Consider the following 20,829-nt stretch of genomic DNA (forward strand, 5'->3'; position numbering starts at 1 on the left):
CGGGGACGGATCAGAGACCTAGGTCCTCCAGAACGGGCAGCATCGCCCGGACGGCCTCGCGAGCGGCCTCGGCGCCGTCGGCCGCGAGCGCGACCTGCGCCAGCTCGCGGCACCGCTGCGTGGTGACGGTCGCGAGCACCGCGGCCACGTCCGGCAGCGCGCGCGGCGTCATCGACAGCGACGACACCCCGAGCCCGACGAGCACGGGAGCGAGCGCCGGGTCCGCGGCCGCCTCGCCGCACACGCCGACCGGACGGTCCCGCAGCGCGCCCCCGGCGCACGTCGCCGCGACGAGGTCCAGCACGGCCGGCTGCCACGACGTCGACAGCTGCGCGAGCCGCGCGAGCTCCCGGTCGGCGGCCATGGCGTACTGGGTGAGGTCGTTCGTGCCGATGCTCGCGAACCGCGCGTGCGCGAGCAGGTCCCGGGACCGCAGCGCGGCCGACGGCACCTCGACCATGACGCCCGCCTGCAGCAGGCCGTGCGACGTGCACCGCTCGACGAAGTCCCGGGCCTCGGCGGACGTCGCGACCATGGGCGCCATGACCCACACGTCGGCGTCCTCGGCGCGCGCCGCCGCGGCGATCGCCGCGAGCTGGTCGTCGAGCACCTGGGGGTGGTCCCACGCGGTCCGCAGACCGCGCACGCCGAGCGCGGGGTTCGGCTCGTCGAGAGCCGTGACGAACGGGAGCGGCTTGTCGGCGCCCGCGTCGAGCGTGCGGACCACGACCTTGCGGCCGGGGAACGCCGCGAGCACCTGCCGGTAGGCGTCGACCTGCTCGTCGATCCCCGGCGCGACCGTGCGGCCGAGGAACCGGAACTCGGTGCGCAGCAGCCCGACGCCCTCGGCGCCCGCCTCGGCGGCAGCCGCCGCACCGGTGGTGTCGGCGACGTTCGCGAGCAGCGCGACGGGCATCCCGTCGGCGGTCGCACCGGGCGCGCCCAGCTTCGACGGGCGACGCATCGCACGGCCGGCGCGCGCGACGGCCTCCTCGTCCGGGTCGGGCGTGACCGAGCCGAGCGCGCCGTCGACCAGCACCAGGTCGCCGTCGCGCAGCGACCCGGCGCCGGCCACCGCGACGACCGCGGGGATGCCCAGCGCGCGGGCGAGGATCGCGGTGTGCGACGTCGGGCCGCCGCCCTCGGTGACCAGCGCGAGCACATGGTCGGGGTCGAGGCGGGCGGTGTCGGCAGGGGCGAGGTCGCGCGCGACCAGCACGAACGGCTCACCGGGATCCGGCACGCCCGGCAGGGGCGCATCCGTGAGTGTCGCGACGACGCGGTCGCGCACGTCGTCGACGTCCCGCGCACGCTCCGCGAACAGGCCGCCGAGCGCGACGAGCTGCTCCACGACCACCGCCGCCGCGTCCCACACGGCCCGCTGCGGCGTCGACGCGTGCTCGACGACCCGGCGCCGCGCCTCGTCGACGAGCGTCGGGTCGGCCGCCATCTCGGCGGTGACCGCCAGCACCTCGGCCCCCTCGCCGCGCGCGGTCGACGCCGCCACGAGGAGCGCGTCGTGCACCGCCGCCGCGGCCGCGTCGATCCGGTCCGCCGCCGCCGCCAGGTCGGTACCGGGCGGCAGCGGCTCGGTCGACGGAGCCGGGAGGGGGTCGGGCATCCGCGCGACCACGCCTGCGCGGCGACCGGGGCTGACCCCGACGCCGCGCAGGACGAGGGACGTGCTGCTGGTCATCGCGCGCCGTCGGTCGCCGGCGTGGGCACGGCCGGGGTCGGGACGCCGGGCTCGGGGCGCGGCGACGGGGTGTCGACGTGCTCGACCTGGTCGGCCGTCGGGTCGACGGGCGTGCCGTCGTCGTCCTCACGCCCCGGGGTGCGCAGGTTCCACTTGGTGATGACCCAGCGGAACAGGAAGTAGTAGACGACCGCATAGCCGAGGCCGATGACGATGAGCAGCAGCGGCTGGTGCGCGATCCGGAAGTTGAGCGCGTAGTCGATGACGCCGGCGGAGAACCCGAACCCGTCGCGGATGCCGAGCGCGTTGACGAGCGCGAGCGACGTGCCGGTGAGCACCGCGTGGATCGCGTACAGCGGGTAGGCGACGTACACGAACGCGAACTCGAGCGGCTCGGTGACCCCCGTGACGAACGAGACGAGCGCGGCGGACCCCATGATGCCCGCGATGACCTTGCGGTTCTTGGCCTTCGAGGTGTGCACGATCGCTAGGGCGGCGGCAGGCAGGGCGAACATCATGATCGGGAAGAAGCCGGTCATGAACGTGCCGGCCGTCGGGTCGCCGTGCAGGAAGCGGGCGATGTCGCCGTTCCACACGTCGCCGTTCGCGTCGGTGTACGAGCCGAACTGGAACCACGGCATCGAGTTGAGCAGGTGGTGCAGGCCGATCGGCACGAGCAGCCGGTTCGCGGTGCCGTAGACGAAGCCGCCGAGGATCGTCGAGCCCGTGACCCACTCGCCGACCGCGGTGAAGCCCGCGTCGAACGCCGGGTAGATCAGGGACGCGAACACCGCGATGAGGATGGCCGCGCCGGCGGTGACGATCGGCACGAAGCGCCGTCCGCCGAAGAACGCGAGGTAGGGCGGGAGCTTGATCCGGTAGTACTTCTGGTACAGCAGCGCGGCGACGAGGCCGATGACGATGCCGCCGAGCACGCCGTAGCTGATGAGCTCCTGCTTCTCGCCCTCCGCAGCCTCGCCGAGGATGTACGGCGACAGCGCGTCCGTCACGCCCTTGAAGACGAGGTACCCGATGACGGCCGCGAGGCCCGTCGACCCGTCGGACTTGCGGGCGTACCCGACGGCGACGCCGAGCGCGAACAGCAGCGCCAGGTTGGCGAACAGCGCGTTGCCGGCGGCACCGAGCACGGAGGCGACGGGGAGCATCCACTCCCACGTGCCGCCGACGCCGTTCTTGCCGAGCATGTCGTCCTGGCCGAGGCGCAGCAGGAGCGCCGCGGCGGGCAGGGAGGCGATGGGGAGCATGAGGGAACGGCCGATGCGCTGCAGCTGCGCGAGGCCGGGGATCCCCTTGCGGGGGGTCTCGACGGGGTCGACGACGGCGGTGGTCATGGAGCACTCCTCGCTGAGGTTCGATGAGTAGCCGGTGCGGGGGTGGTACGAAGACGGGCTGGGAGCGTTCGCGGGGGGCCACGCTCGGTCCTGGTCTGGACCAGTTGCGCTCAGAGTGGTCTAGACCTCATCATGTGTCAAGGGTCACACCGCGACGACGCGGAGCCGCCTCCGGTCCGCCGGGGCGGCACAGCCCGACGCCGCGACGAAGGAGTGGACCCCTGGACGTGCAGCAGCCGGCGCAGGACGCCCCGGACGTCGTCGTGACGCCCGCGCCCGCCCCGCCGACCGGCGCCTCGGACGAGACCCCCGTCGCGCACAAGTACCTCGCCGTCCGCGACCACCTCGTCGGGCTCGTCGCCCGCGAGCTGCGCGTCGGCGACGCGATCCCGTCCGAGCGCACCCTCACGCAGCAGTTCGGCCTGTCCCGGATGACCGTGCGCCAGGCCGTCGACGCGCTGGTCACCGAGGGCGTGCTGGTCCGCGAGCAGGGGCGCGGCACGTTCGTCGCACCGCAGCGCATGGACTTCGAGATGCGCCTGACGACGTTCGGCGAGGAGATGCGCCGGCGCGGCATGGAGCCCACGACCGCCGTGCTCGCCGCCCAGACGGTCGCCGCGACGCCCGACGTCGCCGCGGCGCTGGAGATCGAGCCGCGCGCCAAGGTGCACTACCTGTACCGGGTGCGCAGCGCCGACGGCGAACCCATGTGCATCGAGCAGGTGTGGGTGCCCGCCGCGCTCGCGCCCGGGCTGCTCGACGACGGCGCGCCGCCGAGCATGTACGACGCGCTGCGGGCCCTCGACCTCGCCCCCGAGTGGGGCGAGGACACGCTGTCCGCCGACGAGGCCACCGACACCGAGGCGTCGCTGCTCGGGCTCGGCGAGCGGCGGGCCGTGCTGCGGGCCGCCCGCCGGACGTACTCCGCGGCCGGCGCGACGATGTACTCGCGGTCCTGCTACCGCGCCGACCGGTACACGGTGTGGGTGCCCCTGAGCGCGCCCCGCCCGTCGCTCGTGCCGCGCCGGCGCACGCCCGGCGAGCCCGCGACGGCGCGGACCGGCACGGCGACGGACGTCGAGGCCGCGCCCGCCGACGTCCGGCCGCTCGACTTCTCGACGGTCGATGTCGCTCGTACCCCGCACAGCGACGGCCCCACCCCCGCCGGGGACCCGGCGACGCCCACGACGACGAGGCGCGCACCCGCGGCCGCGGCAGCACGAGGAGAACGCGCATGAGGCCCGAAGGCATGGAGCAGGCGGCAGCGATCCTCGCCGCGCTCGGCGGGGTCGACAACATCGACGAGATCGAGCCCTGCACCACCCGGCTGCGCTCGCTCGTGCGCGACACGACGCGCGTCGACGCCGCCGCCCTGCGCGCGGCGGGTGCGTTCGGCGTCATGATCTCCGGCCGCGTCGTGCAGGTCGTCGTCGGCCCGAACGTCGACACGATCGCGAGCGACCTCGACGACCTGATGTGACCCGCACGGGCCCCCGACGCACGCCCCGAGTCCCCCGCACGAAGGAGCACGAGATGAGCAAGGCAGCACAGATCCTCGCGGCCCTGGGCGGCGACGACAACGTCGTCGACCTGGAGCCGTGCATCACCCGGCTGCGCATCGAGGTCGAGGACCCGTCGCGCGTCAACGAGGCCGCGCTCAAGGCCGCCGGTGCGATCGCGGTCGTCCGCTCGGGAGTCGCGTTCCAGGTCGTCGTCGGGCCCGAGGCCGACACCCTGGCCTCGGACATCGAGGACCTGCGCTGATGACGCTGCAGGTCCTCGCGCCCGTGACCGGTGCGGTGCTCGCGCTCGCCGACGTCGACGACCCCGTGTTCGCCGGCGAGCTCGTCGGACCCGGCCTCGCGGTCGACCCGTCGCAGGACGGGCCGTGCGAGGTGATCGCACCGGTCGACGGCGTCGTCGCGAAGCTGCACGCGCACGCGTTCGTGGTCGAGACTCCGGACGGCCGCGGGCTGCTCGTGCACCTCGGCATCAACACCGTGCAGCTCGGCGGCGAGGGCTTCACGCTGCACGTCGCCGAGGGCGACACGGTGACCGCCGGCCAGGTGCTCGTCGCGTGGGACCCGGCGGCCGTCGCGGCGGGCGGACGGTCGCCGGTGTGCCCCGTCGTCGCGCTCGACGCAGCGCCCGGGACGCTCGTCCGACGGGCGAAGCCGGGCGACTCGGTGACGGCCGGGGAGCCGTTCCTGGAGTGGTCCTGACGGCCGTCGCGGGCCCCCCGGTGACGGTGTGAGCCGACACGTGTCACCGACAACATCCGGTGCGGAGGTCGACACGTGTCACCCTTGCGGGTGGGAGCGTGCCCATATCCGATCCGTCTAACTCTTCCGTTGTGCCCGATGCGTCCCTACGGTGGTCACGGGCCGCACCGTCGCGGCCCGTTCGCCCGCCCAGGAGGGGTCCCCCGCGATGCCGGACACCACGATCGATCCCGTCACGAACCAGTCAGCCCGCCGTCACGTCCTGCCGCCGCTCAGCCGGCGCTCGTTCCTGGTCCTGACGGGTGCGGCCGCGGCCGTCGCCGCCGGGGCCACCAGTGCGGCCGCCCGCCCGCTGCCCGCCACGATCCCCGCGCACGGAGGCCCGTCCCACGGCCACGCGCACGGCAACCCGAACGCCGCCCGCCGCGCCGCCGTCGACTTCCTCACGGCCGCCACCAACGCGTACCCGACGCTCAACACCGGCCCCCGCCTGCCCCAGAGCTACGCCGACGAGCTCGGCCTGTTCAGCACCGCGTTCGTCTACGACTCCGCCCTCGCCGTCATCGCGCTCCTCGCCGACGGCCGCCGCGCCGCCGAGCAGACCGCCCGCGCGATCGGCGACGGCATCGTCTACGCCCAGGAGCACGACCCCGGGTACTCCGACGGCCGCCTGCGCCAGGGGTACAACGTCGGGCCGTACACGTTCTACGACGGCAACCCGCAGCCCTACGGCTTCATCCAGCCGGACGGGACGGCGAACATCGGCTGGCAGTTCGGGTTCCTCGGCACGGCCGTCGGCGACATGGCGTGGCCCGGCATCGCGCTGCTGCAGCTGTTCTCCCGTACGGGCGACCGTCGCTACCTCGACGCCGCCGTCCGCATCGGCACCTGGATCACCACGAACACGTGGTCGACGCAGCCGCTCGGCGGGTTCTCGTTCGGCGTCAACGGCTCGAACGTGCCCGTGCCGAACGGGTCCACCGAGCACAACATCGACTGCGTCGCGTTCTTCACGATGCTCAAGCAGCTGACCCACGACAAGAAGTGGGGCGACGCCGTCGCGCACGCCCGCGCGTTCGTCGACCTCATGTGGGACCCGGCGACCGGCTCGTTCTGGACGGGAACCAACGACGGCGTCGAGATCAACAGGTTCCCCGTGCCGCTCGACACGGCGACGTGGAGCTGGCTCGCGCTGCGCGACAAGAAGTACGCCCGCTCGCTCGACTGGGCCGGCTCGGCGCTCGCGACGACCGACGAGGCCGCGCAGACGAACTCCCAGCTGCCCGACGGCGAGACGCTCAGCGGCGTCACGTTCAGCACCGCGAGCCTCACGTCGACCGCGCAGTACAACGGCATCACCGTCAACCCGCAGGGCGTGTGGCTCGAGGGCACCGGCCAGCTCGCGACGGCCCTCCGCGACCGGAGCCGTGGCCGCGACCGGCAGTCCGCCGAGGCCCTGCTCGTGCAGGCCCGGCACGCGCAGGACGTGCTCGGCGTCGGTCAGCACCTCGGCGGCGTGGTCGTCGACGGCGGTGTCGTCGCGGCGTCCTCCCTGCTCGACACCGGGTTCGGGTTCGGGTACTTCCAGGTGCAGCACGTGGGTGCGACGTCGTGGTTCGTGTTCGGCTCGACCGGCACCAACCCGATGCGCCTGCGCAGCTGACCTCGCGGCGACGGCCGGTCGGGACCCACGTCCCGGCCGGCCATCGCCGTGCGCACGTCCCTGACAGGGTGGGGCGATGACGCTCTCCGACACCGACCTGACGTACCTCGCCCGGGCCGTCGCACTCGCCCACGAGGCGCTCGACGACGGCGACGAGCCCTACGGGTCGGTCCTCGTGGACGCCTCCGGCGTGGTCCTGTTCGAGGACCGCAACCGTGTGAAGGACGGCGACCAGACCCGGCACCCGGAGCTCGAGATCGCCCGGTGGGCGGCCCGGCACGTCGCCCCGGAGGACCGCGCCGCCGCGACCGTCTACACGTCGGGCGAGCACTGCCCGATGTGCGCGGCCGCGCACGCGTGGGTGGGGCTGGGGCGGATCGTCTACGCGGCGTCGTCCGAGCAGATCGCCGCGTGGCGTGACGAGTGGGGCGTGCCGGCGGGGCCCGTCGCGGTGCTGCCCGTCAGGACCGTCGCCCCCGGCGTCCCCGTGGACGGACCCGCGCCGACGCTCGAGGACGAGATCCGGTCGCTCCTGCGTCGCCACGCGCTGGGCTGAGGACGTCGGCGCACCGACGTCATCCCATCCGCCCGGCCCAGCGGACGTCGTCCTCGGCGAGCAGCAGCACGTCGCCGGATCTGCTGCGCCACTCCGAGACGTTGCCCCGTGCGCGCTTGGTGTTCCGGATGACAGGTGCCCCGGACGCCGCCATCGCCTTGACGTCCTGCGCGGAGAACCACTCGAAGCCGCAGTACCCGCCGCACCCGCACGAGTCCCAGACGACGACCGCCCCGGCGGCCGCGAGAGCGAGCGCCCTGTTGGCGGTGAGGGTGTCCTCGACGCGCCTGTACTCGCGGCCGTCCGGGTCCGTCAGCACGCCGTCCACCAGCGTCCCCGCGGCGGGGGCCTCGAGGGGCTGCCGGGGTGTCGACTCGACCTCGCGCACGATGTCGGCGAACGACCGCTGTGCGGGGCGTCTCCTCATGCCGCCCATTGTCGCGGAGCGGTACTCGGGCGCGCGGCGCGGGGTGTGGAGGTGGTCACACTCGCGCGACGGGCGGGAAGTTGTTGACGCCGTGTCGATAAGATGTCGACACCGCGTCAACAAGATGCGTGAATCGCTACCCGGGAGGCCCACCCGTGTTCCTCGCACTGCGCGAGCTCGTCTTCGCGCGCACCCGATTCGGGCTCATGGGCGCCGTCGTCGCGCTCATCACCGTCCTCATGGTCCTGCTGTCCGGGCTGTCGTCCGGCCTCGTCGTCGACGGCGTCTCCGGCCTGCAGCGCAGCCCGCTCGACGCGGTCGCGTTCGAGGAGGGCACCAAGACGGACTCCGCGTTCACCCGTTCCGTCGTCACCACGGCCGAGCGCGACGCGTGGGCCGCACGCGACGACGTCGCGGGCGCCGAGCTGCTCGGCACCGCGCTCGTCAACGCGAAGAACGATGACGGCACGCCCGTCGACCTCGCGCTGTTCGGCGTCGAGCGTGGCGGCTTCGTCGAGCCTCCGACCGGTGCGGGCCGTGCGCTCGCGGGCGAGGGCGAGGTCGTGCTGTCCGTGTCCGCGAAGGACGAAGGCGTCGCGCTGGGCGACGTCCTGACGATCGACCGCGTCGGCACCCAGCTCGAGGTGGTCGGCTTCACCACGGACCAGCGGACGTTCGGCCACGTCGACATCGGTTTCCTCGACCTGCGCACCTGGCAGGAGATCCACTCCGCGACGCCGCCCGGTCAGGAGGCGCCCGCCGACGCGTACGACGAGGCGAGCGTCGTGGCGCTGCGCGGCGTCGACGGCGTGCCGGACCTCGCCGCGGGTGACGCCGCGGCCGGGACCGACGCGCGGCCGATCGGGGAGGCCTTCAACTCGTCGCCCGGGTACCAGGCCGAGATCATGACGATGGACCTCATCAAGGGCTTCCTCTACGCCATCTCCGCGCTCGTCGTCGGCGCGTTCTTCACGCTGTGGACCGTGCAGCGCACGCGCGAGCTCGCCGTCATGCGCGCGATCGGCGCGTCCACGCGGTTCCTCGTGCTCGACGGGCTCGCGCAGGCCGCGATCCTGCTCGCCGGGTCGATCGGCGTCGGCCTGGCCGTCGGCCTCGGGCTCGGCTCGCTGCTCGTCGGCAGCGGCATGCCGTTCGAGCTGCAGGGGCAGCCTGTCGTCCTGGGTGGCGTCTTGCTGCTCGTCCTCGGGCTGGTCGGCGCGATCGTCGCCACCGCCCGCATCGCCCGTGTCGACCCCGTGACCGCGCTCGGAGAGAACCGATGACCACCACCACGACCCGCACGGGCCTCGCCCTGACCGACGTCACCCTGACCTTCGGCGACGGAGACACGCAGGTCGCGGCCCTCGACCACGTCGACCTGACCGTCGCCCCCGGCGAGCTCGTCGCCGTCGTCGGCCCCTCCGGCGCGGGCAAGTCCAGCCTGCTCGCGGTCGCCGGCGGCCTGACGCGTCCCACGTCGGGCTCGGTCGTCGTCGCCGGCACCGACCTCACCACGCTGTCGGGCCGGGCGTTGGCCCGCTTCCGCCGCGACCACCTCGGCCTCGTCTTCCAGTCCGGCAACCTCGTGCCCGCGCTGACCGCGATCGACCAGCTGCGTCTGGTGGAGAAGATCACCGGCCGCCGCGCCACGACGTCGCCGGAGCAGCTGCTCGAGTCCGTCGGCATGTCCGAGCACGCGCACCGCCGCCCCGGGCGGCTGTCCGGTGGTGAGCGGCAGCGCGTCGGCATCGCCCGCGCGCTCGTCGCGTCGCCGTCGGTGCTCCTGGTCGACGAGCCGACCGCCGCGCTCGACCGGCGCCGCAGCCACGAGATCGTCGAGCTGCTCGCCCGCGAGACCCACGGGTTCGGCGTCGCTACGGTGATGGTCACGCACGACCACGACGTGCTCGAGCACTGCGACCGCGTGCTGGAGATGGTCGACGGGCGCCTCGCGGCCGTCTGACACGACAGCGGCCGTCCGACACGACAGCGGCCGTCCGACACGACAGGAGGACGCGTGCCACGCATCACGGCGCGCTCGGTTCCCGAGCACCGCGAGGCACAACGCCGCGCGATCCTCGACGCGACCCGCGAGCTGCTCGCGGCCGCACCGGACGTCGAGCCCACCTTCGCGGACATCGCCGCGAAGGCCGGGCTCGCACGCCCGAGCATCTACCACTACTTCCCGTCCCGGGAGGACCTGTTCCGGGCCGTCGTGGTCGAGGCGCTGCCCCGATGGCGCGAGGCGATCACCGAGGCCGTCGAGGAGCACGACGACCCCCTCGCCCGCGTCGCCGCCTACGCCGACGCGAACCTCCAGCTCGTGGCCGAGGGAGAGCACGCCGTCATCAGCGCGCTCGCGTCGTTCAGCCCGCGCGCGTTCGCGGACCCGTGGGTCGCGCAGATGCACGGCGAGCTGCTGGAGCCGCTCGTCGCCGCGCTCCGCGACGCGGACGTCGCGGAGCCGGACGTCGTGGCCGAGCTCGTCAACGCCGTCGTGCACAAGGCGAGTGCGCTCATCGAGGGCGGCGCCGACGTCGCGACGGTGCGGGGCGCGGTCCGGGGCCTGCTGGCTCCCGACGCCCGCCCCTGACCTGCGGGGCCGGACCGCGGCGGCTCCGCCTCGTGGTTCGCGGACGTCACCGTGGAGGATCCTGGCTCACGCGGTGGACTGAGACTCGTCCCACCAGCGGAGCACCCGCAGGGCGAAGAATGTGAGCCACGGCGACGGCTCACCGGGCGGCACGTCGACGTCGAACCACACGCGTCCCGGGTAGCGCCGCCCCTGCAACCACCGCCCGTCGGCCTGCTGGGCACCCCGCACGACTCCGACCGCCTCGGCCATCCGCTGGTCCGGGGCCACCCCGTCGTGCAGCGCCGCGGCCCGGAACCAGTCGGTCGCGTTGAGCGCGGTGTACGTCGACCGGAACGGGTAGGCGAACCACGTGGTCCACGGCCCGACGATCTCCCCGGTCGTCGCGCGGTGCAGCAGCCGACGGGACAGCAGGTACTCCTGTGCGGCGACGCGGGCGGCCCGCAGCTCGTCGTCTCCTCCGGTCGCGACCTCGTACGCGAGCACGCCCTTGAGAGCGTTGAGCGTCGAGTGGAACGACGACCGCACCGAGCCGGTCTCCCACTCGCAGTTCCAGCCGCCCTCGTCCATCTGGTGCTCGACGAACCACCGCGCGAGCCCGGAGACGTCCGCCCCGAGCCAGGCACCGTTCGCGATCGTCCAGCCGTTGATGCAGCAGTCGACCTCGCCGCCCCAGTACGCCGAGCCGTCGTACTCCCAGCGGCTGTGCTCGGCGAGCTTCTCGACGGTGCCCGCGAGCACCGCGGGATCGACGCCCCACTCCCGCAGGGCGTTGAGCGACCACGTCGTCGCGGTCCACGGCTGGCCGGGGTCGTCGTCCGTGGGACCGGCGAACCCCGCCGGGAAGAACGCACCGCCGGCCCACTGCCCGTCGTCGTCCTGCAGCGCGAGGAGCCGCGCGCCGAACCCCTCGGTCGCGACGCGGGCGCGGGTCGCCGTCCACACCTCCGGCGGCGCGTCCGCGAGGTCCCGCTCGACCTGCCAGCGGAGGGCAGGGTCGGTGTCGAGCAGCCAGTCGAGCAGCGCGGGGTCGACCATGCGTGCCACGGTAGCGACGACCACCGACGCGGCGACCGGTATCGGGTCTCAGCAGGTCAGACGGCACACTCGCACACGAGGTTGTACTCGACGACCTGGTCGCCCTCGTCGGGCCGCGCCCACTGCTCGGCGTCCTCGCGCGACGCGAACCTCCGCCCGGCCAGGCGGCCGTTGGCGAGCAGGACGCTGAACTCGATCATGGTGCGCGGGTCGTCCAGGTCGACGGCCGGGGCGCTCATCGTGCTGGTCACGTCGGAAGAACACGGGCCGCCTCGCCGATCTTCCGTCGACGCCCGGTGCCCGATCGTGCCCTTCCGCGGCGAGCCGCCGGGCGCGTCGCGCTTGTCGCGGGGACCACGGCCGCGTGGCGCGCTAGCAGCAGTGGTCGTGCGCGGTGTCGCCGACCGGGCTCACCCCCGTGCGGGTCCACTGCGCGACCGGGCGTCCGTCGCGGCGGAACCACTCCTGGGTCGGACCTTGCGGCCAGCCCTCGGGCGAGTCCTCCCACTGCTCGCCGCGTCCGTGCACGGTGAGGTCGAGGAGCTGCAGCGCGGGCATCATCACCTCGCAGCCGCGCCCGTCGGTCTCGTACGTCTGGAACACCCGGTCGCCGACGCGCAGGTAGGTCGTGATCCAGCCGTCGGAGATGCCGGGCGAGTCGACGCCGTGCACCGAGTACCAGGGCACGGTGTAGCCCATGAACGCGCGGTAAGGCGCGAACTCGTCGTACGGACCCTCGCACCAGATCGCGAACGCGACGCCGCGAGCCTCGAGGTAGGTGGCGTCCTGGAAGTTCCAGACCGTCGCCGTGCAGCCGGGACACTGGCCCTCGAACCCCTTCCCCGTGTGCCACATGTGCTTGCAGACGAGGAGCTCGTCGCGGCCGTCGAACATGTCGAGCACGGTGCGTGGCCCGTGCTCGCCGACGAGAGCGACGGTGCCGTCCACCTCGACCATCGGGAGGCGGCGCCGGGCGGCGGCGAGGGCGTCGCCCTCGCGCGTGTGGGCCTTCTCGCGTAGCAGGAGGGTGGCGCGGTCGCGGAGCCAGGTCTCGCGGTCGACGACGGGCGGGGTCGCCGTCTGCGGGGTCGTGGGGCGCCAGGCGGTCGGCTGGGTGGTCGTCTGGGTGGTCATGTCGGGCTCCTTCGAGGGTCGACGGAGGACGGGCGGTCGGTGACATGACGAGCGAGCCCGTCGTCGGTCGACACGGCGCGCCGACGAATCTTTTGGTCTGGACAAACGAATCGTTCGGCGAGATGCTGGACCCGTCGTCGTCCTCGGGATCGCCCGGGGCCCCCACGGACAGCAAGGAGAGAGCCGATGCGCACGCTCACGCTGGGGATGAACGTCTCGCTCGACGGCTTCGTCGCGACCACCGACGACCTCGGCTGGATGTTCCCGAACTTCAGCCCCGAGCTCATGGCCGACACCGAGACGCTCCTGTCCGGCTTCGGCACGATCCTGATGGGCCGGGTCGACTACGAGGGCCAGGCTGCGACGTGGCCGACCCGCGAAGGCCCGCTCGCGGACATCATGAACGGCGTCGAGAAGGTCGTCTTCAGCACGACCCTGCAGCACGCGGGCTGGCAGAACAGCCGGGTGTTCGCCGGTGAGCCGAGCGACGACCCGAACGGCGTCGTGGTGCGGACGTTCCGGCCGAGGCGGGAGGGCTGACGTGCGCGACGTCGCGGTCATCGAGGACGCCGCCGCCGCGGAGGCGTCGCTCGACCCCCTGCGCACGCGGCTCCTGCACGAGCTCGTCGAGCCACTGTCCGCCGCGGCGCTCGGCCAGCGGCTGGGCCTGCCTCGGCAGAAGGTCAACTACCACCTGCGCACGCTCGAGGAGCACGGGCTCGTCGAGCTCGCGGAGGAACGCCGGCGCGGCAACGTGGTCGAGCGCGTGATGCGCGCGACGGCCTCGTCCTACCTCATCTCGCCCGCCGCGCTGGCGTCGCTGCGGCCCGACCCCCGACAGCACCCCGACCGGCTCTCGGCCGCGTGGCTGCTCGCGCTCGCGGGCCGGCTCGTCGAGGACGTCGGCGCGCTGATCACCGGTGCCGCGCGCGAGAAGCGCACGCTCGCCACGTTCGCGCTCGACGGCGAGGTCCGGTTCGCCTCAGCGGCCGACCGCGCCGCCTTCGTCGAGGAGCTCAGCGCGGCCGCGCTCGGCCTCGCGTCCAAGTACCACCACGACGACGCCCCGCAGGGACGCACGTTCCGGCTCGTCGTGGCCGTCCACCCCAGCACCACGTCCCGCGCCGACCGCGCGGCCATCCCCGAGGAGTGACCATGCCGCACCAGTTCGAGAACCCCGACGAGCTCACCTTCGACCTGTCCCCCGAGGCCGTCTGGGACGCCATCGCCACCGGACCCGGGCTCAGCTCCTGGTTCATGGGCGCGACCGAGGTCGACGTCGACGCGGGCCTGGTCCGCACCGAGATGGGCGGGTGGGTCGGCGAGTCGCAGATCGTCGCCGTCGAGCCCGGCAAGCGGTTCGCGTTCCGCGGGATGGAGGGCGACGAGGGGCGGTTCTTCGCGATGGAGTTCCTGCTCGAGGCGCGCTCCGGCGGGTCGACCGTGCTGCGCGTCGTGTCGAGCGGCTACCTGCCTGGCGACGACTGGGAGGACGAGTACGAGGCCATGGTGAGCGGCGGGCGGATGTACCTGCACACGCTCGAGGAGTACCTCACGCACTTCGCCGGACGGCCCGGCATCGCCGTCACGCCGTCCGCCGCGCCCGGTGGCGACCTCGAGGCGAGCTGGGCGAAGGCCCGCGCCGACCTCGGGCTCGACGGCGACCTCGTCGTCGGGCAGCACGTCACGCTCACCCCGACGGGGCTCGCGCCCGTCGAGGGCGTCGTCGACCACGTGGCCGACGACGTGATCGGGGTCCGGTCCGACGACGCGCTCTACCGGTTCTTCCGTGGCTTCTTCGCACCGTGCGTCGGCCACCACCTGTTCGGCACGTCCGACGAGGCCGCCGCGACCGCCGCCTGGCAGGGCTGGCTCGACACGGTCGCGGCCTGAGGAGCACCGCCATGGACATCGACGAGTACGTCGCCGCCCTCCCCGCCGACCAGGCGGCCGTCGCCACCGCGCTGCGCGCCCGCCTCGACGCCGGCCTGCCCGGCACCGAGGCCCGCATGTGGCACGGCCACCCCGTGTGGCTGCGGGGAGGCGACCCCGTCGCCGGGTTCAAGGCGTTCCCCCGCTGGGTCACGCTGCTGCTGTGGCACGGCGCCGACGTCACCGAGTCGACCGACTCGCTCACGGCCTCGGCCGACGGCACCCGGTGGAGCCTGAAGATCGGCGGTCCCGACGACCTCGACGAGGCGGCGGTCGACGGCTGGCTGACGCAGCTCGCCTAGGGCCGCAGGCGGGTCGTCGGGACGATCTGCGACGCCTGGGAGGTGCTCGACCAGCGGAGCTCGGCGACCGCGTGCCGGGTGCCGTCGAAGTACTCCACGACGATCGGCACCGGCTGCCCGGCGGTCAGAGCGACGGTCCCGGTGTCGACCTGGCGGGCGTGCTTCGTCCACTTGTCGATCACCAGGCGTCCGTCGACCCACAGCCGCACGCCGTCGTCCGACGTCGTCGCGAACGTGTACGTCTGCGAGTACCGCGGCACGACCGACCCGCTCCAGCGGACGGAGAACGTGTCCGCCCCGATGCCGCTCACGGGCGCGGCGAGTCCCCAGTCGAACGCGATGCTCGCGTCGATGCGGGAGACCGTCGTGCCCGTGAGGTCGGCGTTGTCGTAGTAGACCGCGCTGAGGCCGCGCAGCCCGAGCGTCGCGGTCAGCGTCGTCGTCGCGGTGGGGGTCGGCCAGGTCCGGGTCGCCGCCGTCGAGCCGTCCGACCACCGGTCGAGCTCGTACGTGCGACCTTGCGCGTCGACCTGCGACGGCACCGCGAGCCGCAGGTCGAAGCCCGCCCACGAGGTCACGGCCGTGGGGCCGGCGATCGTCTGACCGTTGACGGTGAGCGTGCGGCCGGCGGGCGACGTCGCGAGCGTCACGGCGACCTTGCGCGGCAGGAAGTCGCGCGTGACGGTCGTCGTCGCGCCCTGCGAGTCCGTCGCCGTCAGCGCGATCCGCAGGTAGCTGTTCGCGGCGGCGGCGAGGTCCTCCGGTCCGGGCGCCTCGAACGACACCGACGTCCCCGTCACCGGCCCGAGGAACGGGTGGGTGTGCTGGTCGTGCACGCGGACGACCGTCCACGACAGGCGGGACGCAGGCACCGTGCCGTCCTGCGCGTCCATCGCCGACCCACTGAGCGTGTACGACTGCCCGACGACGAACGTCGCCCCCGCGGCCGGGGACGTGATCTGCACGCTCGGCGCGGTGTTGCCCGAGCTGATCCGCACCGTCACCGCGGCCGACGTCGCCCCCTGCGGGTCGCGCACGCGCAGCGACGCGGTCCACGTGCCCGCCGCGTACGTGTGCTGGACGGTCGGGCTCGTCGTCGTCGCGTCGGCCGTCCCGTCGCCGAACTGCCACAGGTACGTGAGCGTGCCGCCGTCCGGGTCGCTGCTGCCGCGGCCGTCGAGCGTCGTGGTGAGCGGCGCCGCGCCGCTCGTCGGGGACACGGTCAGCGCCGCCGTCGGGGTGCGGTTGGCCGTGCCGGTGTAGGCGAGCCGGCGGACCTCGCCGCCGTTCGCGTACGTCGTGTAGTACAGCGCCTGGCCGCCCGACCACGGCCCGAACTCGAGGTGCACCGCCGCGCCGAGTCCCGTCGAGACGTCTGTGCGCGTCCCGCCCTTGAGCATCATGAGCTTGCCGCAGTTGTAGTCGGAGAACAGATACCCGTCCTCGTACGCCGCGGGCCAGACGCCGTCGGGGACGAACGCGCCGCCGGTGATCGACCCGCAGCCCGTGCTCCTGCCGTAGTCGTGGATCGGGTTCGTCATCCCGGCCGGGAGCGGGCCGCCGCAGTCCGTCGCCGAGCCCGTCTGCGCGCAGTGCCCCTCGCGTACGGGCCAGCCGTAGTCCGCGCCCGACGTGCCTTGGTCGATCTCCTCCCACATGTTCTGGCCCACGTCGTCGATGCGGAACACCGTGCCGCTCGCGTTCGGGTCGAACGCGAACCGGAACGGGTTGCGCAGGCCCCACGCGAACGTCTCCCGGCACACCGTGCCCGCGGCCGCAGGAGCGAGCCGACAGCTCGCCGTGTCGGTGCCGAGGAACGGGTTGCCCGGTGCGGGTGCGCCGGTGGTGCGGTCGACGCGCAAGATCTTGCCGTTGAGCACGTTGCGGTCGCGCGACGCGTCGTTGTCGCCGCCGCAGCCGCTGTCGCCCTGGTAGTCGCAGCCGCCGTCACCGGTCGAGACGTACAGGTACCCGTCCTTGCCGACGTGCACGTCGCCCGCGTTGTGGTTGCCCGCCGGGGACGCGATGCCGTCGAGCAGCACCGTCTCGCTCGCCGGGTCGACCACGTTGTCGTCGCCGAGCACGAAGCGCGACACCCGGTTGACCGGCGCACCCGCGGGGGTGCCGCCCTGGCTCGTCGGGCACGACGTGCTCGTGCGCGCCGTGTAGAAGAGGTAGATCGCGTGCGTCGCCGGGTCGGGGTCGGTCGCGACGCCGAGCAGGCCGCGCTCCGAGTTCGTGCAGAGACGGCTCGACAGGTTCAGCGCGGGCGTCGTCAGCAGGGTGCCCGCGGCCGTGCGGACCCGCAGGCTTCCCGACTGCTGCGTGACGAGCATGCGGCCGTCGGCGGTGAACGCGATCGCGGACGGGTTCGGGATCGTCGCGACGAGCGACTCGGTGAACCCCGCCGGGACGGCGGCCGTCGCGGGCGGCGGACCGACCACGACCAGCGCGGCGGCGACCAGGCCCCCCGTCACCACGGCCACGAGCGAGCGCACAGCGTTCATCAGGGTCCCCCGTCGCCGTCGACGCGTCAGACCGCCACCATCCCGCCGGAGGGGAGGACACGCAACGGGGTCGCTCGTCAGCGACCGCAGGCCGGGCAGACACCTCCGTGGCCGCCCGCCGCGACCGGCACGGGTTCGCCGGACTCGGCGGCGATCGCGGCGGCGGTCTCGTCCTGCTTGACCTCGACCCGCGCCGCCTCCCAGGCCGACCAGTGGCCCGAGACCAGCGCCCACAACGAGAGCGCGGAGACGTACAGCACGCTGTTCACCCACCCGGTCGCCAGCGACACGGGGATCATCGCGATCCAGAAGATCGTCAGCCAGCCGTTCACCCGACGCATGAAGACGGGATCGTCCTGCACCATCGCCCACAAGGACTTCACCGGGCCCACGTCTGCCTCCGCTCTCTCTCGCCCACGGGCGCGCCGATGCTGCGGCCGGACGCTAGCGGCGCGGCAGGGCGGCCGCACGTCAAGCGGGACGTTTCAGCCGGTCGGCGCAGACGCCGGCAGACGAGCGCGTCCCGGACCGGGGGCACACTCCCACCGGCTGTCGGCGGCCGTCGCCCAGGGCACGCTCCACCCGATCGGGCTCGCGGCGCCGCCCAGCAGCTGAGTCATGCGAGGGACCGTACCGGTCGGCGCAGCCGGTACACCGACACGTGCGACGTGGACTCGGCGGTGAACTCGGCACCCGACCAGTCCGCGTGCCTGCTCTCGAGCTCGAACCCGGCGAGCTGCCCCATGAGGTCGAGCTCCGCGGGCCAGACGTACCGGTGCGGGCTGCGGAACAGCTGCGCGTCCGTCCCGTCGCCGAAGTGGACGTGGTGGGACACGACGTGCTGCGCGAGCACGTCGTACGTGTCGAGGCCGAGGTACCCGGGCTCGTCGGCCCACACCGTCGCACGCACCCCGGGCGGGAGGACGCGCAGCTGCGGCACCCACAGCTCGATGAGGAACCGTCCGCCGGGCTCCAGGTGCCGGGCGGCGTTGCGGAAGCACTCGACCTGCTCGGCCTGCGTCAGCAGGTTCGAGATCGTGTTGTACACGAGGTACACGAGCGAGAACGAGCCGGGCGCGCGCACGGTCGCCATGTCGCCCATGACGACGGGGATCGTCGCGTCGTCGACCTTCGTGCGGAGCACGTCGACCATCGGCTGCGACAGCTCGATGCCCGTCACCGGCACGCCGCGCTCGGCCAGCGGGACGGCGACGCGTCCCGTGCCGATGGCGAGCTCGAGCACCGGGCCGCCGTCCGCGAGCGCCGCGAGCCGGTCGACGGTCGGGCCGAGCACCTCGGGGGCGAACATGCCGGTGCCGGGGGTGTCGTAGCGGGAGGCGGCGTCGACGCCCCAGATCTGCTGCTGAGTCACGGCGTCGACCGTCGCACCGGTCCGCTCCGGCCGTCCATGGGATTCGCGCCGGACCGCTACAGCTCCACCTCCGCCTCGCTCAGGTCGAGCAGGCTGCCGAGCGCGCCTGCCCGCGCGCCGGGTCGTCCTCCTCGTCGGGCGTGGTCGCTCGCACGATCCGCAGGCTACGACCGGCGGGTCCTCACCGGCGGGTCAGGCGGAGCACCGGGATCGTGCGCGTCGTCTTCTGCTCGTACGACCGGAACCCTTCGGAACGCTGCTTGAACTTCTCCCACGCCGCGTCCCGCTCGGCGCCCTGCAGGTCTGTCGCGTGCACCTCGACGACACCCTCGTCCGGGTGCTCGATCTCCACGTCGGGGTGCGCGAGCAGGTTGTGGTACCAGCCGGGGTTGGTCGGCGCGCCGCCCTTCGACGCCGCCACGAACCACGCGCCGTCGCCGTCGGGGATCGCCGCGACCGGACTGACGCGCGCCTCCCCCGTTCGGGCGCCACGGTGGTGGAGCAGGACGAGACCCCTGCCGAAGCCCATGGTCGTGACGGTGCCGCCGTTCGCGCGGAACTCGTCGATGATCTGCTGGTTCCAGTCGGACATCCCGTCAGTGTGTGTGCGCCGGACGCGTGGCGCACGTGCAGTCCACCCGCGACGGTGCTCACGGGCACGGGAGCCGCGACACTAGGGTGGGCGCCAGTCCAGCTGCGGGCGTCGAGGAGGAGCTGTGGCACGGGTGACCAGCGCGGACGTCGCTCGGGAGAGCGGCGTGTCGCGGACGACCGTGAGCTACGTGCTGAACGCGAAGCACGGCGTCACCATCACGGAGGCGACGCGCCTGCGCGTCCTCAGCACCGCCGAGCGGCTCGGGTACACCCCGTCGGCCGCCGCGCGGACCCTGCGGTCCGGACGCTCCGACCTCGTCCTGTGCGTGCTGCCGAACTGGACCGTCGGCCCCGTGATCGACGCCCTCATCGACCACCTGACCACCGAGCTCGCCGACCACGGCCTGTCGATGCTCGTCTACAACGGCCGCTCGAACCGCCCGCTCGCCGAGCTGTGGCGGGCCGTCACGCCGTGCGCCGTCCTGGGGCTCGGGGCGTTCACCGAGTCCGACGCGCAGGCGATGCGCCGCGCCGGGATCCAGGTGGTCGGCTCCGCGCTGGACGAGGACCCGCACCCCGAGATCTTCGTCGTCCCGCAGGCGAACATCGGCGGGCTGCAGGTCGAGCACCTCGCCGCGCGCGGCCACCGCGTCATCGCGTACGCGGCACCCGCCGACGACCGGCTCGCCGCGTTCGCCGACCGGCGCCTGCGCGGTGTCGTCGCCGAGTGCTCGCGGCGCGGGCTGCCGGAGCCCGTCGTCGCGCCCGTCGATCTCGACGTCGCGTCCGCCGTCGCGGCCGTCCGGACGTGGCGCTCCGGCTCGTCGCCCGTGACGGCGGTCGCTGCGTACAACGACGAGGTCGCGCTCGCCGTCCTGTCCGGCCTGCGGGCCGAGGGGCTGCGCGTGCCCGAGGACGTCGCGGTCATCGGGGTCGACGACATCCCGACCGCCCGTCTTGCCGCCCCCGCGCTCACCACCGTGTGGCAGGCCATCGACGCCCAGGCGTCGTACCTCGTGGCGTCCGTGCTCGCCGCGCTCGACGACGACGTGGAGCCGCCGCAGCGGCCCGACGACGTGTTCCACGTGATCGAGCGCGACTCGACGTGACCCGGGGACGGGGGGACCGTATGCACAGCCCGAAGCCATGGGTCGCCGGTGATGCCCTGAACGCCCTGCCCGGCTCGGACTCGGATGACGACGAGAGCATCAAGGCGGACATCGCTGGCGTGATCGCCGACGACGACTACGTCTCCGACCCGTGGCAGCGCTAGGCACGGTCGCCGTCGACCGCGAGTACGCCTAGACCCGACGGCCGTCAGGCTGCACGACGACCGCGAGGTCCATCACGGCGCCGCCCGTGACCGAGGCGGCCGCGAGGGCGTCGGCGACGTCCGCGTCGTCCAGCAGAGGCGCCCCGTCGGTCATGACCGGCGGGGCGC

Annotated in this window: 26 protein-coding genes; 15 read left to right on the top strand and 11 right to left on the bottom strand. The window is 73.6% G+C overall.

Annotated elements, in window-relative coordinates; genetic code table 11:
* Positions 1 to 10: 10 nt before the first annotated feature.
* On the bottom strand, positions 11 to 1,696 hold the full coding sequence (ptsP, locus tag J7523_RS15070) for a phosphoenolpyruvate--protein phosphotransferase (RefSeq protein WP_291888293.1): 1,686 nt from the start codon (positions 1,694 to 1,696) through the stop codon (positions 11 to 13).
* Complete coding sequence (locus J7523_RS15075; protein ID WP_291888296.1) at positions 1,693 to 3,048, bottom strand: PTS transporter subunit EIIC; 1,356 nt, start codon at positions 3,046 to 3,048, stop codon at positions 1,693 to 1,695. Before J7523_RS15075 ends, ptsP begins: the two co-directional genes overlap by 4 nt.
* 227 nt (positions 3,049 to 3,275) lie before the next feature.
* Here J7523_RS15075 and J7523_RS15080 point away from each other — a divergent pair, with 227 nt between their 5' ends.
* The 6 genes from J7523_RS15080 to J7523_RS15105 all read left to right on the top strand — a co-directional run bounded on the left by J7523_RS15080 (position 3,276) and on the right by J7523_RS15105 (position 7,489).
* Positions 3,276 to 4,286: a GntR family transcriptional regulator gene (locus J7523_RS15080; RefSeq protein ID WP_291888298.1), complete on the top strand. Its 1,011-nt coding sequence runs from the start codon at positions 3,276 to 3,278 to the stop codon at positions 4,284 to 4,286.
* Positions 4,283 to 4,528, top strand: a complete 246-nt coding sequence (locus J7523_RS15085; protein ID WP_203756121.1) for a glucose PTS transporter subunit EIIB — start codon at positions 4,283 to 4,285, stop codon at positions 4,526 to 4,528. Before J7523_RS15080 ends, J7523_RS15085 begins: the two co-directional genes overlap by 4 nt.
* Before the next feature lie 53 nt (positions 4,529 to 4,581).
* Positions 4,582 to 4,812, top strand: a complete 231-nt coding sequence (locus tag J7523_RS15090; protein ID WP_291888301.1) for a glucose PTS transporter subunit EIIB — start codon at positions 4,582 to 4,584, stop codon at positions 4,810 to 4,812.
* On the top strand, positions 4,812 to 5,270 hold the full coding sequence (locus J7523_RS15095; RefSeq protein ID WP_291888304.1) for a PTS glucose transporter subunit IIA: 459 nt from the start codon (positions 4,812 to 4,814) through the stop codon (positions 5,268 to 5,270). Before J7523_RS15090 ends, J7523_RS15095 begins: the two co-directional genes overlap by 1 nt.
* A gap of 208 nt (positions 5,271 to 5,478) precedes the next feature.
* Positions 5,479 to 6,933 (top strand): Tat pathway signal sequence domain protein, encoded by a 1,455-nt coding sequence (locus J7523_RS15100; RefSeq protein ID WP_291888306.1) that lies wholly within the window; start codon positions 5,479 to 5,481, stop codon positions 6,931 to 6,933.
* A gap of 76 nt (positions 6,934 to 7,009) precedes the next feature.
* Positions 7,010 to 7,489, top strand: coding sequence for a nucleoside deaminase (locus J7523_RS15105; RefSeq protein ID WP_291888309.1), 480 nt, complete (start codon positions 7,010 to 7,012; stop codon positions 7,487 to 7,489).
* Positions 7,490 to 7,508: 19 nt separating this feature from the next.
* Here the strand turns inward: J7523_RS15105 and J7523_RS15110 are convergent, their stop codons facing one another.
* Entirely contained in the window at positions 7,509 to 7,916 is a 408-nt protein-coding gene (locus tag J7523_RS15110) for a hypothetical protein (protein WP_291888312.1), read from the bottom strand.
* 155 nt (positions 7,917 to 8,071) lie between these two features.
* Between J7523_RS15110 and J7523_RS15115 the strand changes: the two genes are divergently transcribed.
* Genes J7523_RS15115 through J7523_RS15125 form a run of 3 tightly spaced genes read left to right on the top strand, consistent with a single transcriptional unit; the run spans position 8,072 to position 10,509 of the window.
* The gene (locus J7523_RS15115) at positions 8,072 to 9,199 is read left to right on the top strand and encodes an ABC transporter permease (protein ID WP_291888315.1); all 1,128 of its coding nucleotides are present in this window, start codon (positions 8,072 to 8,074) and stop codon (positions 9,197 to 9,199) included.
* On the top strand, positions 9,196 to 9,879 hold the full coding sequence (locus J7523_RS15120; RefSeq protein WP_291888318.1) for an ABC transporter ATP-binding protein: 684 nt from the start codon (positions 9,196 to 9,198) through the stop codon (positions 9,877 to 9,879). Before J7523_RS15115 ends, J7523_RS15120 begins: the two co-directional genes overlap by 4 nt.
* A gap of 54 nt (positions 9,880 to 9,933) precedes the next feature.
* A complete protein-coding gene (locus tag J7523_RS15125; RefSeq protein ID WP_291888320.1) occupies positions 9,934 to 10,509 on the top strand; it encodes a TetR/AcrR family transcriptional regulator in 576 nt (191 codons plus the stop codon).
* 66 nt (positions 10,510 to 10,575) lie between these two features.
* Here the strand turns inward: J7523_RS15125 and J7523_RS15130 are convergent, their stop codons facing one another.
* From J7523_RS15130 to J7523_RS15140, 3 genes are all read right to left on the bottom strand, one after another.
* Positions 10,576 to 11,547, bottom strand: coding sequence for a squalene cyclase (locus tag J7523_RS15130; RefSeq protein WP_291888323.1), 972 nt, complete (start codon positions 11,545 to 11,547; stop codon positions 10,576 to 10,578).
* Positions 11,548 to 11,603: 56 nt separating this feature from the next.
* Entirely contained in the window at positions 11,604 to 11,798 is a 195-nt protein-coding gene (locus J7523_RS15135; RefSeq protein ID WP_291888326.1) for a hypothetical protein, read from the bottom strand.
* A gap of 121 nt (positions 11,799 to 11,919) precedes the next feature.
* Positions 11,920 to 12,681, bottom strand: a complete 762-nt coding sequence (locus tag J7523_RS15140) for a DUF899 family protein (protein ID WP_291888327.1) — start codon at positions 12,679 to 12,681, stop codon at positions 11,920 to 11,922.
* A gap of 186 nt (positions 12,682 to 12,867) precedes the next feature.
* On the opposite strand from J7523_RS15140, the gene J7523_RS15145 reads away from it, so the two are divergent.
* The 4 genes from J7523_RS15145 to J7523_RS15160 are packed head-to-tail and all read left to right on the top strand — an operon-like array spanning position 12,868 to position 14,915.
* The gene (locus J7523_RS15145; RefSeq protein ID WP_291888330.1) at positions 12,868 to 13,221 is read left to right on the top strand and encodes a dihydrofolate reductase family protein; all 354 of its coding nucleotides are present in this window, start codon (positions 12,868 to 12,870) and stop codon (positions 13,219 to 13,221) included.
* Position 13,222: 1 nt separating this feature from the next.
* A complete protein-coding gene (locus J7523_RS15150) occupies positions 13,223 to 13,834 on the top strand; it encodes a helix-turn-helix domain-containing protein (protein ID WP_291888339.1) in 612 nt (203 codons plus the stop codon).
* 2 nt (positions 13,835 to 13,836) lie between these two features.
* A complete protein-coding gene (locus J7523_RS15155) occupies positions 13,837 to 14,574 on the top strand; it encodes an SRPBCC domain-containing protein (protein ID WP_291888340.1) in 738 nt (245 codons plus the stop codon).
* 11 nt (positions 14,575 to 14,585) lie between these two features.
* Entirely contained in the window at positions 14,586 to 14,915 is a 330-nt protein-coding gene (locus J7523_RS15160) for a DUF1801 domain-containing protein (RefSeq protein WP_291888341.1), read from the top strand.
* Here the strand turns inward: J7523_RS15160 and J7523_RS15165 are convergent.
* The 4 genes from J7523_RS15165 to J7523_RS15180 all read right to left on the bottom strand — a co-directional run bounded on the left by J7523_RS15165 (position 14,912) and on the right by J7523_RS15180 (position 19,386).
* Entirely contained in the window at positions 14,912 to 17,422 is a 2,511-nt protein-coding gene (locus J7523_RS15165) for a PQQ-dependent sugar dehydrogenase (protein ID WP_291888349.1), read from the bottom strand. The two genes, J7523_RS15160 and J7523_RS15165, sit on opposite strands and share 4 nt — an antisense overlap.
* A gap of 77 nt (positions 17,423 to 17,499) precedes the next feature.
* Entirely contained in the window at positions 17,500 to 17,805 is a 306-nt protein-coding gene (locus J7523_RS15170) for a hypothetical protein (RefSeq protein WP_291888352.1), read from the bottom strand.
* 233 nt (positions 17,806 to 18,038) lie between these two features.
* A complete protein-coding gene (locus tag J7523_RS15175) occupies positions 18,039 to 18,794 on the bottom strand; it encodes a class I SAM-dependent methyltransferase (RefSeq protein WP_291888355.1) in 756 nt (251 codons plus the stop codon).
* Positions 18,795 to 18,975: 181 nt separating this feature from the next.
* Positions 18,976 to 19,386, bottom strand: coding sequence for a nitroreductase/quinone reductase family protein (locus tag J7523_RS15180; RefSeq protein WP_291888357.1), 411 nt, complete (start codon positions 19,384 to 19,386; stop codon positions 18,976 to 18,978).
* 133 nt (positions 19,387 to 19,519) lie between these two features.
* Between J7523_RS15180 and J7523_RS15185 the strand changes: the two genes are divergently transcribed.
* Entirely contained in the window at positions 19,520 to 20,497 is a 978-nt protein-coding gene (locus J7523_RS15185; protein WP_291888390.1) for a LacI family DNA-binding transcriptional regulator, read from the top strand.
* A 20-nt stretch (positions 20,498 to 20,517) separates the two neighbouring features.
* Positions 20,518 to 20,661: a hypothetical protein gene (locus J7523_RS15190; protein ID WP_291888359.1), complete on the top strand. Its 144-nt coding sequence runs from the start codon at positions 20,518 to 20,520 to the stop codon at positions 20,659 to 20,661.
* A 28-nt stretch (positions 20,662 to 20,689) separates the two neighbouring features.
* On the opposite strand, the gene J7523_RS15195 is transcribed toward J7523_RS15190, so the two are convergent.
* A complete protein-coding gene (locus tag J7523_RS15195) occupies positions 20,690 to 20,815 on the bottom strand; it encodes a hypothetical protein (RefSeq protein WP_291888361.1) in 126 nt (41 codons plus the stop codon).
* Between the last annotated feature and the right edge of the window lie 14 nt (positions 20,816 to 20,829).

Source organism: Cellulomonas sp. (assembly GCF_017744555.1).
GTDB lineage: Bacteria > Actinomycetota > Actinomycetes > Actinomycetales > Cellulomonadaceae > Cellulomonas.